This window comes from Acinetobacter qingfengensis, from assembly GCF_008693185.1.
Taxonomy (GTDB): Bacteria; Pseudomonadota; Gammaproteobacteria; order Pseudomonadales; family Moraxellaceae; genus Acinetobacter; species Acinetobacter qingfengensis.
The window spans coordinates 62,131-76,318 of the sequence record NZ_VXKN01000011.1; the positions used below are offsets into that span (position 1 = coordinate 62,131).

The following is a 14,188-nucleotide window of genomic DNA, read 5'->3' on the forward strand; positions in this document are numbered from 1 at the left end:
GTTATACGGACACCGCTTCCGCCAAATATCAATGACTTAGCCCTGACATTCTCAGGGCTTTGTTGTTTCTAGGGTTATGCAACGTAAGCCTGTAGTAAGCGAAAGATAAATACTAAACTTATATAAATTGTTAAAATCAAAACAAATTAAATCATTAATAACGGAATAACTAACTTATGACACCATTTTCAATCGAGTTAGCAATTGAGAACATTGTAGATAGAAATTCTAAAGAAAATTTTCTAGAAGTGTACAAGTGCTATGAAGCTGGGTGCTATAGAGCTGCTGTTGGCTTACTGTGGTCTGTAGTTGTAACAGATATAGTTTCAAAATTGCAAAAGGTTGAAATCGATTTTAATGATTCCACAGCCCATAAAATTTTAGCCGAAATAAAAACTAAACAACAAAAACGAGAAAAAGGAAGTGATTTAGCAGTCTATTGTTAAAGATGTATGTGAGCGAATGAAATTTTTTGACCAAGATACATATGAAAATCTTCTACATTTACAAAAGAAACGTCATTTATGTAGCCATCCTTTGATTCAAGAAAATGATAATAAACTTTATACCCCGACTCCTGAAGAAACAAAATCTTTTTTACGACATGCCCTTGAAGATGTTCTGACAGTTCCAGCTAGCTTTTCAAGGCACGCTTTGACCGATTCTATTTTGGGGGAGATATCTAAATTAAGAGAAGCAGAGCATACCTTAGAAACCTTTAAAATAATTATTCGCCAAAGATATCTTAAACATTTACCAAATGAAATTTTACCAGTTTTATTAAAAGATCTATGGAAATTTGTTTTTGTTAAAGATGATGAAGATATTGATGCTAATAGAGTATTTAATGCGGAATTTCTTTTTCAAGTTATTGAAAGTAAAAAGAAAGATGCAAGGAGATATTTAAGGATGAAGACTATGTAAATAATATAAATCAAAACGATAAAATACTTTTTATATTTGTTATGTTGCTTTCTTGATTTGAATTTATGTATGAGTTACTTGATGCGGGTGGAAAAGCTATCTTAGAAACGTACTTATCTAGAAAAGAAAAAATGAAAGTATTTTGTCCTTTCTTATCTGCTAATATTTTAGAGCACTTAAAGATCTATATTCCTTTGGCTGACAAAAGAGATTTCAAGTATTTTAAAGCTAGCAGATAAGCATATGATTAGAAGGGAAGCTCTAGAAATGGGGTTGAATGAATACATTGCTTGTCCAACATATAATGGATTTGCTTTTACCAACTGTTTTTTCCACTTCTTTAAATACTAAGTCACCACGTTCACCCAGTAACGCTGCTGCATTCTTCATCACTTTTAAACTCTTAGCTAAAGCAGGGTTTTGAATTTCGTGAAGTTGGCGTGTGTAATGTTGGACTTCAATGTCGATTAAATCCTATAGATATGACGGAGCACCTAAAATAGCTTGAAGTGTCTGTAAGTCTTTTCTCTGCTGTGCTTCTGCAATAAATGTATGACGTTTATTGTCATTCATATTCTTAACATGTGAACGAATCTCTTTAGCCACAGGGTCATTAGCACCTGCTGTCAAAGGTGTAGTTAGTTCTTTTTCAATATGTGCAATGCTTTTACTTAGGTTTGCATTTGCAGAATCAATAGATTTAGTAATTTTAAGAAGCTTCTTATTTGCAAAATCATCAGTTTGAATTAATTGAACTGCTTCATTCCAAACTGGATTTCGCTTATGCGAGGAGAAATAGAGGGAGGTAGCTCCCTTTATTTTGTTGTTGTAGCGTACATCGTACATGGGAAAGCTGTTTATTTCGTATAAGAGATTTTTATATTAAATGGATCAATTTCTAAGGATTTTAATATCTATAGAAATCACTTATTATTCATTTTTAAAATGAAATTTCCCATTATGAAAAAAACAATATTGTTCTCGATATTATTATTAACTACTTCCTTTGCACATGCGGAGAACAATGAACAATGTGATGGAGTTGCATATGCAGCAGACACATTGATGACTTTTCATCAAATGGGTTGCGACGTAGAAAAAGCTAAAAGTATTTATAGTAATATTTTTAAAGAAGAAGGTGAAATTTTCAATCAGATAGTAGATGAAGTAAAAAAATCACCTACCTATACTAAAGAGGAGGAAGCAGAAAAAGCGATAGAAGATTTTAAAAATAAATGGAAAAAATATTGCATAGAAAACAATATAAAATGATTCGTAATTGGCTTGATTATCTGTAAATATTTTATAAAATTAATCAATAATTTATGTGAAGTACATCATAAAAATGATGTGCGTGAACATGACGATTATGAATAAGATTATTTATCTTAATAATTCAATTCATATAACTGAAATATATGTATGAGACTTTGGAAGCTATATTTTTATCTTCATTATTAATTACATGAAAGCTTTAAAAAATTTACTATTACAAGCCTAAGCACAATAACCTTAGCTCAACCAACATTAGTAAAAACTTAATCAGGGACAAAAATTGAGGAGTACAAATTAAATAATGGATTCAGAATTTTACTTGTCCCAACCATAACACGAATCAAGTTTATGTGAATACAATTTCTTTTACTGGTTCATTGAATGATCATCCTCAAGGAAAAAGTGGATTATCTAAGGCAATAAAAGTTTTGTGCAAACTCTACTGCTTCTTTTATCGCTATTTCATGCATTTGGTAAAATGTCAAGGATAATGTTTGTGGGATGCCGCAGGTTATCAATATTTGAATGTCTGCTACAATGTTGACAGTATTAGTTATTATCATTCTACGATGATTGAACTGGTAAATGAAAATACACCTGAAGCTAAGCGTAAATAGTATAAGATTTTTCTTCAATTAGTTTTACCCATTGGTTTTATTTCTGCGGTAGGTTCATCTTTGGTATTAGGTGTTTTCTGATTACATGAAGAGTTTTTGCCATGAGGTTGGAGAACTTGCTTTATTGCAAGTGCGTATATCCATTTAAAACTAAATAAATTTCCAACATTTCAAAATATATTGGATAAGCAAATTGTATCTATAAGGCATTTTTTAAAAATATAATATAAAACATATAATTAAGGATGTTCTAGAGTATATATTTCTATAGCTTTGCTACTTTTTGGATAGGGCCTTAATTTTTATTATATAAAAAATCGTTTCCTTACCAGAACATTTGGTCGTTATCTTTTTGTACTTTGATCTTGCTTTAGAAAAATTAAAGATATGGTACTGAATATAAAAATTTATGTTTTTAAAAAAAATAGCTATAACTTTTTTTATTTACGGAATGAACTTTAAATGCCTAAATTCTCTCTGGAAAGCAGCACAATTCAGGAAATTCCTGAAAATCAGCGCCATGGTAATGCACGTGATTTGTTTACGATTTGGTTTGGTTCTAACATCATGTTATTGACCATGTTTACTGGATCATTAGCTGTAACTGTATTTAATCTTACTTTTTTATCAGCATTATTTGCATTGATATTAGGCAATCTTATTGGTGCAATTTTTGTTGCGCTACATTCTGCACAAGGTCCTCAGTTAGCTGTACCACAAATGATTCAGACACGCGGTCAGTTTGGTTCATATGGAGCTTTGTTGGTTGTTGGTGTTGTTGTAATCATGTATTTAGGCTTTTATGCATCTAATCTTGTGGTAGGGGGAGATGCATTACATAGCATTTATAATCCTATTTCCAGAACACAAGGGATTAGTATTATTGCTATTGCTAGTGTCATTGCTGTTATTTTTGGTTATAAACTGATTCATAAATATACACAAATTTTAAGTGTAATCTCTGGTTTGATGCTAGTTGCTGCATTTTTGAGTGTTTTTAGTTCAAAGTATATTCCAAGCAACTTTTTTCAACTCGGTAATTTTTCGACTATCGGCTTTATGGGTACATTATCAATTGCTGCATTGTGGCAATTGGCCTATGCACCTTACGTTTCCGATTACTCCCGTTATCTGCCTAAGGGAACTGGCTCAAAAACTGCATTCTGGTCAAGTTATTGGGGATGCGCGTTAGGTTCATTAATTTCAATGATTTTGGGGATGTCAGTATCTCGTGCTTATAACGGCAATTTCATTGAGGGTTTGATTCATCTAACCGGTGCTGGAGCGTTTAGCACAGCATTAATTATTGTATTCTCCTTGGGTATTGCTGCAACAAATGCTATGAATTTGTATTGTGGCACTTTATCAACAATTACTATTTTCCAAACTATTTTTCATCGTTGGTCACCTCGTGTGATTGGTCGAAGCATAGTAGCCTTGTGTCTGTTTAGTGTGGCGCTGTACTTGTCGATCTCAAGTTCTGAAGACTTTGTAAACAGCTATGTTAACTTTATCCTTTTATTAATGTGTGTGTTGATTCCCTGGACAGCAATTAATTTAGTCGACTATTATTTTATTCATCATGCAAACTATGACGTTGGGTCTTTCTTTAAAAAAGATGGGGGGATTTATGGCTATTTTAATTGGCCCGCATTGATTTGTTATGTGATAGGTATTTTGATTCAGATTCCATTTTTATCAACACCACTCTATGTCGGTAAATTTGCTAAAATGTTGGGAGAAGTGGATATTTCTTGGGTTGTTGGACTGCTAGTTGTTAGTCCTTTGTATTATGTTGTTGCGATGTTATACAAACGTACATTGCCCGAAATTCAAAATACGAATTTGCAGCAAAAACAATTTGACTATGTGATTGTAGGTGCAGGATCGGCCGGAAGCGTAATTGCAAATCGTCTAAGTGAAAACCCGGCAGTAAGTGTTTGTTTAATTGAAGCGGGTTCAGCCGATAATTCACCCCGTATTCATATTCCATCAGGCACAATCACGCTATACAAAAGTCATAAATATAGCTGGAATTATTTTTCTGTACCACAAAAACGTTTAAATAATCGACAAATTCACACACCGCGTGGCAAGATGGTTGGTGGTTCAAGTTCGATGAACAGCATGTTGTATATTCGTGGTAATGCCTCTGATTATGACAATTGGAAAGCGAAAGGCTGTACAGGTTGGGGATGGAACGATGTCTTACCATTTTTCAAAAAATCTGAAAAAAATTTACTTAAGCAAAGTGCTTTATTCCACGGTTTTGAAGGAGAACTATGCGTAGATCAGCCAAAAGATCCAAATCCACTATCTTATGTATTTATTAAAGCAGCATCACATCTGCATCTTAAAGAAAACAAAGATTTTAATGCAACATCTAGTGAGGGCGTCGGTATTTATGATGTAACCCAACAAGAGGGTAAACGTTTATCAAGTTTTAAAGCATTTGTACAACCAATTCTAAATCGTCCGAATCTAACAGTAGTGACTGACTGTGAAGTTGATCAAATCAACCATCAGCAAGGTCAAGTAGAATCAGTCAGTGTAAAACGCCAAGGTGAAATATTTGATCTAAAAATTAATAAAGAGTTAATTCTATCTGCAGGTGCATTTGTTTCACCAATGCTATTAATGAAGTCTGGTATTGGCCCAAAACAACAACTTGAAGAAGCCGGTATTACATGTAAAGTAGATTTGGCTGGTGTAGGGCAAAATTTACAAGAACATATAGATGGATTAGTTACTGTTAGAACCAATTATACAAAAACACTTGGTTTCTCTATGGCTGCTTTAGTATCGATTTTGCCTGCACCATTTAAGTATGTGATGAAACGTAAAGGTTGGATGACTACCAACTATGTAGAGGCAGGAGGTTTTGCTAAAACACCATTGGCAACTGATCGACCAGACGTGCAATTTCACTTCGTACCTGGATATCGTAGTCACCGTGGTCGGTTGTTTGAATGGGGACATGGTTATGCGATACATACTTGTGTATTAAGACCAAAAAGTATTGGTGAAGTCAGGATCAATGCAAAAAAGCAAATGGAAATAGATTATAATTTCTTTGAAAAAGAAGAAGATATGAAAGTATTGATTGAAGGTGTTAAACTAGCTCAAAATATTTTAAAGCAAAAAGAATTTGAAGTATTTAACGGTAAAGAAATTCTGCCTGGGCCTCATGTAAAGACTAATGCAGATTATGAGAAATATGTACGTGAATCTGCGGCAACAGTATTCCACCCAATTGGTACATGTAAAATGGGTACAGATGCCATGAGTGTAGTTGATCCTCAACTTAAAGTTTATGGGTTTAGAAACTTACGCGTTGCTGATGCTTCAATTATGCCTGATCTGATTTCAGGAAATACCAATGCACCATGTATTATGATTGGCGAGCGTGCAGCTGATTTTATCACTTGTGATTCTTGGTCTAAGAATAATCATGCGATTGAATAATATTGATTTGTTATAAAACATCTAAAACATAATGTTTAGCCATACTAGGCATTATGTTTTTGCTTAATTAAAATTCTAATTATTCGATTGATCATCTAGATTCACTTTTTCAAAACTTAAAGCTTGTATAAAACGAATTCACAAATTTGTCTAAACATAATATTTTCAATATCAGAAATAATTTTAAGGTAATTTTATGAAAACTAAGCAAGATTGGTTGGATCAACTGGCGCAACTTACTTTACCTACGATGGCATTTATAGCTGGTCAATATACTTCAACTAAAACCAGTTATGCAGTTATTAACCCTGCTACAAATAAGCTTCTAGTAGATATGTCTGCCTGTGATCAAGAAGATGTTGACCGTGCCGTGCAATATGCAAAGGCAACATTCGAAAGTGGTATTTGGTCGAAATTGTCACCTCGTGAGCGTAAAGACAAGTTAAAAAAACTGGCGTTTTTAGTACGTGAATATGCCAATGAGCTTGCTCTACTTGAAACGATAAACGTTGGTAAACCAATTACTGAGTCATTGAATGTTGATATTCTAGGTGCAGCTTTTTGCTTTGAATGGTACGCAGAAAGTTTGGATAAGATCTATGATGAAGTTGCCCCTACTGCGTTAGATCAACTTGCAATTATTAGTCGTGAAGCGATTGGTGTAGTGGCTGCGGTTGTTCCTTGGAATTTTCCAATGGATTTAGCCAGTTGGAAGCTTGCTCCTGCGTTAGCAACAGGCAATAGTGTAATTTTAAAACCTGCTGAACAATCTCCATTTACGGCATTAAAACTTGCCGAATTAGCACAGCTTGCAGGTATTCCTGATGGCGTTTTGCAAGTAGTTACAGGTTTAGGTCATATTACTGGTCAGGCTTTAGGACGGCATATAGATGTTGACTGCTTAGTGTTTACGGGATCAACAGAAACAGCTAAAAAGTTTCTGAGTTACTCAGCCGAGTCTAATATGAAACCAGTATGGCCAGAAACAGGTGGTAAAAGTGCCAACATTATTTTTGCAGGTGCAAATATTGATGTTGCTGTTGATAAAGCTGTGTTTGGTGCATTTTATAATCAGGGAGAAGTTTGTTCAGCGAACTCTCGTATTCTAATTCAACAAAGTATTTATGATGAATTTTTGAGTAAATTCGTTCAGGCGACCGAGCAATTACGTATAGGCGACCCACTTGATCCTGAAACAACCATGGGATGTTTGATTGATGTTCAGCATACCAATAATGTTCTCGCTACGATTGCAAAAGCCAAGGTAGAAGGTGCAGTTCAAGTAAATGTGGAATGTAAAATATTAATAAGGGATTTAGATAATTTTAACTTCGTGAAACCAACGATTTTAACTAATGTGACACCAGCACAGGAAATTTTCTATCAAGAAATATTTGGACCTGTGGTGACATTGACAACGTTTGAATCTGAACAACAAGCTATTGATCTAGCAAATGATTCAATTTATGGTTTAGCAGCATCGATTTGGACAAATGATATGCAACAAGCTATTCGCTTGTCTAAACTTCTCAGAGTAGGGACTGTGTCTGTAAATACGGTTGATGCGCTAGATATTTGTACTCCTTTCGGTGGATATAAGCAATCTGGTTATGGACGTGACCTATCCTTACATGCGCTAGATAAATTTACACAATTAAAAACCACCTGGCTTAATTTAAAAACACATTAAAGATTAGCAGTATATTTTTCACTTGGTACTTTAAATTTTGGTTAAAAAATCTCGTTTTTTTACCATACATAAATTTAAAAATCATTTCCTAAAAGAGCATTGGTAGTTCAAACAATCAAGTCAAATATTCAAGTTCATAGCTAGATAAGAGGTGTATGTTGTTCCTGCTAATCTGAAGAAATGGATATCAAAGAGACGTTGGAATTTTTTATGACCACTGTAGTACAAGAAGTGAAGGGCATTAGAAATTATGACATATCAGACCGATACCAGCTTCAAACATTATCTTGCCACTTCTGAGGCTGGTTCAAATGTCTATGTCTAGTTGTGATATTGAATTATGTTGATTTATGGCATCGGATAGCCATGCCACAAACTCTAGGATATTGCTTAGCTTAATGAACTGAGAGAAGTAAACAAAAGAATCCATATTTTAAGCTAATTATAGTGCCTAACTATAGGATTAAATTATTCTGCAAAGTGCAGTCTAAAAATTAATGGATTTTTAATTAATAAGTTAAATCCATTAATTACGTTTTTGTGACCAGTTGCTATGTAAGGGACATACGTAGACAGAAAGGAATTTTGACACGTGCAATCGAACCATGAAACCATTTTACATCTTCTGCTGTTTCATCGATTTGATTTGAAGTTGAATCAAATTAATCTTTTCAGTAAAAAAATATAAATAGCCCTGAACTTAAGCCAAACTATATAAAAACAATTTTTTTACATTCTTAAAGGTGAATTTTTTTCATGCTTTATTGAGGAAAGATCGTTTTTATTCATGTTGTGATTAGAGTATAAATTACTACATATTGAAATGTTATAGAATTTAACTTTTGCTTCTCAATCAAGTCAAATGTTTTTCTGATGTTCATAAGCATTACTCTAAAGGTATATTGCTTGAAAATCCGAAACCTTAAAAATCATTTTGTATGATTGACTACGCTTAAAATTGTTAGAAGAATTGAGGTAAGTTTTTAATATATTTCGGTATTTGGTATCGAAACCGCTATCATTTTTGTATATGAACAAGAATGTATATGGATTTATATGCCTTATCATCTTTCTTTAAAATATGATGGTCTCTCATGGAATATGCAGAATACGCAAAATCTACCACCAATTCAAACTCTAAGACACGCGTCTTGTTTGCAAGTCTGGTGGGTACAACAATCGAATTTTTTGACTTCTATATTTATGCCACAGCTGCAGTACTGGTTTTTCCACATTTGTTCTTTCCAGAAAGTAGTGGTAGTGCTGCATTATTGCAATCTTTAGCAACTTTTGCGATTGCATTTGTAGCACGTCCGATTGGTGCTGCTGTCTTTGGACATCTAGGCGATAGGATTGGTCGTAAAGCAACACTTGTTGCAGCATTATTATTGATGGGAATTTCTACAGTTTGTATTGGTTTATTACCAACCTATGCGCAAATTGGAGTTGCTGCACCAATATTATTGGCATTGTGTCGTTTGGGGCAAGGTTTAGGTTTGAGTGGTGAGTGGAGTGGTGCGGTATTATTTGCAACAGAAAATGCACCTAAAGGTAAGCGTGCTTGGTATGGGATGTTTCCACAATTAGGTGCTCCGATCGGTTTTATTTTTGCCGCAAGTTCATTTTTATTATTAGGTGCTTTTTTATCAAATGAAGAATTTTTAACATGGGGTTGGCGAATTCCGTTTATTGCAAGTGCATTGCTGGTGCTTGTTGGCTTATACATTCGTTTAAAACTACATGAATCTCCAGCGTTTCAAAATGTTTTGGATAAGCAAACTACATCTAAGGCACCTTTTAAAGATGTTATATCAAAACATATGATCAAAGTTATATTGGGTACATTAGCGACTGTTTGTACTCTAGTTGTATTTTATTTAATGACAGTATTTGCATTGAATTGGGGAACAACGGTACTTGGTTATAGTCGTGATGCATTTCTGAAAATGCAATTGATAGCAACGGTCTGTTTTGGTCTATGTATTCCAATATCTGCAAAGTTGGCAGAAAAATTTGGTCGAAAAAGTACATCCATTGCAATTTGTATTCTTACTATTATTTTTGGTTTATTCTTCTCGACATTCTTTGTTGCTCAGAACGGTCTTTCTGTACTGATTTTCTTATGTCTTGGCTTAAGTATTATGGGATTAACCTATGGTCCCCTTGGAACAATTTTGTCAGAAATTTTCCCTGTTTCGGTTCGTTATACAGGTTCGGCTTTGTCTTATAATTTAGGCAGTATTTTAGGTGCATCTTTTGCTCCGTTAATTGCAACTAAATTAGCGCAAACTTATGGTCTACATGCAGTTGGTTATTATTTGTGTGGTGCTGCATGCCTATCTTTATTTGCTTTTGCTTGTATTCGTGAAACTAAAAATGACGATATCATGCGCTAATTAAAATAGATATTAATAAAACCAATATTTCAACAACAGTATCAATCCTGATACTGTTGAGAGGTTTATAAATTATTAATTTTTAGAACAAATGCAAAATAATCGAAATAACATCCGCAGCGTAATTAAAGACATGTGGCAGCGCTAGTATAACTGGTTTTGGCACAGCTTATTGCGATAAGGTTGATCTTAATGAGTTATTTCAGCCAGCTAAAATTATGGTTTCGGCTTGGAATGTACTAATAAAGTATGTTCCACGTCGATAATAATAAAGTTGTAGTTTGAAAATGCCATTTGTTCGATATGAAGGGAATATATATAAATTAATACGTTCTAGTAACTTTTAGATAAGCTTTAATTTCATTTCAAACCATTTCATCCCCCCGTGTGATGAATCTGATTCTTTAATAAACTCGAATCCAAACTTTTCATAAAACTTTAAATATTGTTCTTTACACATTAAATAAATAGCTTCTTTTTGCATGATTTTTGCTCTTCTAATAAATTCATTTATTAATTTTGAAGAATAACCTTTTCCCTGAAATTTAGGCATGACAACAACAGACATAATCACAAGATTTTTTCCCAAAGGTAGATGGCCTTTTAGTGCTTTAAAGTCGTCATTAGACATAATAACTTGATCTGCACATCCACTATTTATGAATCCAATAATTTGGCTATCGACTTCTAAAACAATAAAACCTTCTGGATATTGCTCAGCTCTAATTTGAATTTTTTCTTTTGTTGCTGCTTCATCTATTGAGTAAGCAGCTGACTCAATTTCATAACAATGCTCAATGTCATTGGATGTAACGGTGCGAATTTCGTACTGCATAAAATTTACCTAAAATTAAATTTTAGACATTCTAAAACATAATTTAAGTGTATATACTGCATTTTTTTAAAATATATAATGAATATTATGCATTCAACTCAACATGGTTTTGACTTAAATTTACTTACTGTATTTAAGGCTTTATATCATCACAAAAATGTTAATAAAGCGTCAGAATCTATTTTTATAAGTCCATCAGCATTTAGCCATGCCTTAAATAGATTGAGAGAAGTAGTGGATGATCCACTTTTTATCCGTATGAAAGGTGAAATGTTACCGACAAAAAGGGCTGAAGAAATAGCACCTTTTATTTTTGAAAGTTTGGAATTGGTATCAAACCAATTATTTCAACCCAAAAAATTTGATGCACGATCTAGTGATAAAGAATTTATTATTGCCACAACAGATTATACGGCGTTTTGTGTATTGCCAGAATTGATGAAAAATCTTGAAAAAATTGCGCCTAATATTAGAATTAAAGTTATTACAGAAAGTAAGAATGAATCCTTGCAAAACCTTATCCTGGGAAAAGTTGATGCTGTTATTGGATATTCTGAACACGACGAAATCAACAATTCATCTATCGATGTTTATGAATGCTGTTCAGATCATTATGTAGTAATTGCATCTAAAGGTATCTATAATTCTATAAATTTGAAAGAGTATATTGAAGCAAATCATATTAAAGTTAGTGCTTGGAAAAAGCATCATGGTATTATTGATCAAGCATTGAAGGAAATCCATCTAGAGCGAAAAATTACTTTAGAGTTACCTAATATGATGATTGTTCCTTATATTTTAGGAACTACTAATCTGATGATTACTTTGCCGAATAAGGCTGTTGAAATTTTTAAGAAGCTACATAAAATTGATGTTTTTCCCTTACCTCTAGATATTCCTGACTATAAGATCAATTTATATACTTCAACGAAAGAGATATCTCAAGTATGGCTAATTAATGAGATAAAAAAGTTATTTTAAGTATTTTTCATCTAGAATAAAAAATAGCAAATTTTTTGATGTGATGAAACTATCTTTAATTTTTCGTAAACACTTAGTGGTATGTCTAAATTTATCGCTAATATATAAACATGGGGTGTTGTTTAAAAGTAAGCTTACATTCTAATAATATTAATGCGGTTTTAGGGTAGTTAATCCTATCAATTATTGTAATCATAATAAACAGATGAAATTTAAGATTATACACAGGTTAAAATTTTAACCTATGTATAAAACATTACATTAATCTACTGAGTAATTGCTATTTTAATCAATGATTTCAATTGATTAACTTCAGACGGACTGGCTTTCTGTAAAGGTTTTCTTGGATCACCCACATTAAATCCCAATTCGTTTAAACCTGCCTTAATAGTTTTCGGTAAACCACCTTGAACGATAAAGCGTAATAATGGTAACTGTTTATAAAAAAGCGTTTGTGCCTGAGTGAGGTTACCACTTTTAGCTGCTTGATAGAGTTGATGAGGTAATTTACCTAACAGGTTTGGAGCAACTGTACACCAACCACTTGCACCAGCACAAAAGGCTTCCAGTGCCAATGGATTACACCCATTATAAAAAGGCAATTTCCCCTGAGTAAGTTCATGGAATTTGTGCATGCGTTGAATATCACCTGTACTATCTTTGACCATACAGATATTTTCAATTTCCTGAAACATCTTGGTAATTAATTCAGGCGACATATCTACACCACTGGTTGCAGGATTGTTATAGACCATAATCGGTAATTTGGTTGCTGTGGCAATCTGCTGATAATATTCATAAATTTCCTGATCTGTCAGCTTCCAATAGGAAATTGGAATCACCATGATTACATCAGCACCCAATTCTTCGGCTTTTTTAGCTTTCTGAATTGCCATTGTGGTGGTCAGTTCAGAAATACCCAAAATGACAGGGACACGATGATTGACTACTTCAATACTTTTCTCGGCGACCTGTTGCCATTCCTGCCAGGATAGGTAGGCACTTTCTCCTGCGCTCCCCAAAGGGGCAATGGCACTGCATTCCTGTTCAAGTAAAGCATTCAATGTGATGGTGAGTGCATCGAAATCAATATCCTGATTTTCAGCTTTAAATGGTGTAATTGGATAAGCAATAATACCTTCAAGTTTCATTACAAGTTCTCCTCAAGACAATCTGGATGATTTTTTAATGCTTTACGTGCATAGTAGGCAAAATTTACTTTGTTACGTTTGTCTGTAGAAACCCAGTCATGGGCTTCTTTGGCTAATTCATGTGGAATCTGTTGAATTTTTCCTGCGGACATGGCTAAAAGCTGTAAACGGGCAGCACGTTCAATCAAAATGGCTAAATTACAGGCTTCTTCAATGGTTTTTCCTGTAACCAATTGGCCATGATGTGACAAAAGTACCGCACGGTTTTTACCTAATGCAGCAGAAATAAAAATTCCTTCCTCATTACCGACAGGTACACCAGGCCAGTCATCAACAAAAGAGCAGTCTTCATACAAGGCACAGGTATCCATGTGGGAAACGATCAATGGCACACGCAACATAGACAGTGCCGCAACATGGGTCGGATGAGTATGAATAATACAATTCACTTCAGGATGATCTTTATAAATCCATGTGTGAAAACGATTGGCCGGATTTGCCATACCTTCACCATTTAAAGGTTTGAGATCTTGATCGACTTCCAAAAGGTTGTCTGCGGTAATCTCATCAAAACCTAAACCGAAAATTTGGGTAATAAAGGTATTGCCTTTATCGGTACGGCTGGTAATTTGTCCAGCCAGTCCTGCATCATGCCCATGATCAAATAAAATACGGCAGGTTAAGGCTATTTTTTGTGGGTCTGTATAATTTTCATCTCTAAAAAGCTGTTGCATGCTTTGTTGAGCATTTTGCATTAATTGTTGCTTATCAAGTAATGCCGTCTCCATAAGACCTCCTATTCGGTTGCTTTGTTGTGGTGACAGATGCAGAATATGAAATCTGTGGATTGTTTA

13 protein-coding genes are annotated in these 14,188 nt (G+C 33.9%); 9 read left to right on the plus strand and 4 right to left on the minus strand.

Translation table 11 applies throughout. The features are described from left to right. Window positions 1-176 precede the first annotated feature (176 nt). The 3 genes from F4V57_RS12755 (at window position 177) to F4V57_RS14795 (ending at window position 1,163) form a co-directional block, all read left to right on the plus strand. Window positions 177-446: a hypothetical protein gene (locus F4V57_RS12755; protein WP_070070050.1), complete on the plus strand. Its 270-nt coding sequence runs from the start codon at window positions 177-179 to the stop codon at window positions 444-446. Between the two features lie 16 nt (window positions 447-462). Beyond that, the gene (locus F4V57_RS12760; RefSeq protein WP_070070049.1) at window positions 463-924 is read left to right on the plus strand and encodes a hypothetical protein; all 462 of its coding nucleotides are present in this window, start codon (window positions 463-465) and stop codon (window positions 922-924) included. 65 nt (window positions 925-989) lie between these two features. Then, window positions 990-1,163, plus strand: a complete 174-nt coding sequence (locus F4V57_RS14795; protein ID WP_171257544.1) for a hypothetical protein — start codon at window positions 990-992, stop codon at window positions 1,161-1,163. A 235-nt stretch (window positions 1,164-1,398) separates the two neighbouring features. On the opposite strand, the gene F4V57_RS14960 is transcribed toward F4V57_RS14795, so the two are convergent. Beyond that, window positions 1,399-1,770, minus strand: coding sequence for a hypothetical protein (locus F4V57_RS14960; RefSeq protein WP_227515693.1), 372 nt, complete (start codon window positions 1,768-1,770; stop codon window positions 1,399-1,401). Between the two features lie 114 nt (window positions 1,771-1,884). Between F4V57_RS14960 and F4V57_RS12770 the strand changes: the two genes are divergently transcribed. The 5 genes from F4V57_RS12770 (at window position 1,885) to F4V57_RS12785 (ending at window position 10,367) form a co-directional block, all read left to right on the plus strand. Next, window positions 1,885-2,196, plus strand: a complete 312-nt coding sequence (locus F4V57_RS12770; protein ID WP_070070048.1) for a 3-hydroxybutyryl-CoA dehydrogenase — start codon at window positions 1,885-1,887, stop codon at window positions 2,194-2,196. 497 nt (window positions 2,197-2,693) lie between these two features. Continuing rightward, window positions 2,694-2,816, plus strand: a complete 123-nt coding sequence (locus F4V57_RS15025) for a hypothetical protein (RefSeq protein WP_264754220.1) — start codon at window positions 2,694-2,696, stop codon at window positions 2,814-2,816. Between the two features lie 462 nt (window positions 2,817-3,278). Beyond that, a complete protein-coding gene (locus F4V57_RS12775; protein WP_081409220.1) occupies window positions 3,279-6,281 on the plus strand; it encodes a cytosine permease in 3,003 nt (1,000 codons plus the stop codon). 196 nt (window positions 6,282-6,477) lie between these two features. Next, window positions 6,478-7,971, plus strand: a complete 1,494-nt coding sequence (locus F4V57_RS12780; protein ID WP_070070047.1) for an aldehyde dehydrogenase — start codon at window positions 6,478-6,480, stop codon at window positions 7,969-7,971. Window positions 7,972-9,065: 1,094 nt separating this feature from the next. Next, the gene (locus tag F4V57_RS12785) at window positions 9,066-10,367 is read left to right on the plus strand and encodes an MFS transporter (RefSeq protein ID WP_070070046.1); all 1,302 of its coding nucleotides are present in this window, start codon (window positions 9,066-9,068) and stop codon (window positions 10,365-10,367) included. 343 nt (window positions 10,368-10,710) lie between these two features. On the opposite strand, the gene F4V57_RS12790 is transcribed toward F4V57_RS12785, so the two are convergent. Next, window positions 10,711-11,202 (minus strand): GNAT family N-acetyltransferase, encoded by a 492-nt coding sequence (locus F4V57_RS12790; protein WP_070070045.1) that lies wholly within the window; start codon window positions 11,200-11,202, stop codon window positions 10,711-10,713. A gap of 87 nt (window positions 11,203-11,289) precedes the next feature. Between F4V57_RS12790 and F4V57_RS12795 the strand changes: the two genes are divergently transcribed. Beyond that, window positions 11,290-12,183: a LysR family transcriptional regulator gene (locus tag F4V57_RS12795; protein ID WP_081409219.1), complete on the plus strand. Its 894-nt coding sequence runs from the start codon at window positions 11,290-11,292 to the stop codon at window positions 12,181-12,183. Window positions 12,184-12,449: 266 nt separating this feature from the next. Here F4V57_RS12795 and F4V57_RS12800 read toward each other — a convergent pair whose 3' ends face one another. Both F4V57_RS12800 and F4V57_RS12805 read right to left on the minus strand, forming a co-directional pair. Further along, complete coding sequence (locus F4V57_RS12800; protein ID WP_070070043.1) at window positions 12,450-13,334, minus strand: dihydrodipicolinate synthase family protein; 885 nt, start codon at window positions 13,332-13,334, stop codon at window positions 12,450-12,452. After that, entirely contained in the window at window positions 13,334-14,122 is a 789-nt protein-coding gene (locus F4V57_RS12805; protein ID WP_070070042.1) for an aldolase, read from the minus strand. Before F4V57_RS12805 ends, F4V57_RS12800 begins: the two co-directional genes overlap by 1 nt. Window positions 14,123-14,188: the final 66 nt, after the last annotated feature.

Bases quoted from the DNA above. Each gene is read 5' to 3' on its own strand.
- F4V57_RS12755 (WP_070070050.1), top strand. From the start codon at position 177: ATGACACCATTTTCAATCGAGTTAGCAATTGAGAACATTGTAGATAGA.
- F4V57_RS12760 (WP_070070049.1), top strand. From the start codon at position 463: ATGAAATTTTTTGACCAAGATACATATGAAAATCTTCTACATTTACAA.
- F4V57_RS14795 (WP_171257544.1), top strand. From the start codon at position 990: ATGTATGAGTTACTTGATGCGGGTGGAAAAGCTATCTTAGAAACGTAC.
- F4V57_RS14960 (WP_227515693.1), bottom strand. From the start codon at position 1,770: ATGTACGATGTACGCTACAACAACAAAATAAAGGGAGCTACCTCCCTC.
- F4V57_RS12770 (WP_070070048.1), top strand. From the start codon at position 1,885: ATGAAAAAAACAATATTGTTCTCGATATTATTATTAACTACTTCCTTT.
- F4V57_RS12775 (WP_081409220.1), top strand. From the start codon at position 3,279: ATGCCTAAATTCTCTCTGGAAAGCAGCACAATTCAGGAAATTCCTGAA.
- F4V57_RS12780 (WP_070070047.1), top strand. From the start codon at position 6,478: ATGAAAACTAAGCAAGATTGGTTGGATCAACTGGCGCAACTTACTTTA.
- F4V57_RS12785 (WP_070070046.1), top strand. From the start codon at position 9,066: ATGGAATATGCAGAATACGCAAAATCTACCACCAATTCAAACTCTAAG.
- F4V57_RS12790 (WP_070070045.1), bottom strand. From the start codon at position 11,202: ATGCAGTACGAAATTCGCACCGTTACATCCAATGACATTGAGCATTGT.
- F4V57_RS12795 (WP_081409219.1), top strand. From the start codon at position 11,290: ATGCATTCAACTCAACATGGTTTTGACTTAAATTTACTTACTGTATTT.
- F4V57_RS12800 (WP_070070043.1), bottom strand. From the start codon at position 13,334: ATGAAACTTGAAGGTATTATTGCTTATCCAATTACACCATTTAAAGCT.
- F4V57_RS12805 (WP_070070042.1), bottom strand. From the start codon at position 14,122: ATGGAGACGGCATTACTTGATAAGCAACAATTAATGCAAAATGCTCAA.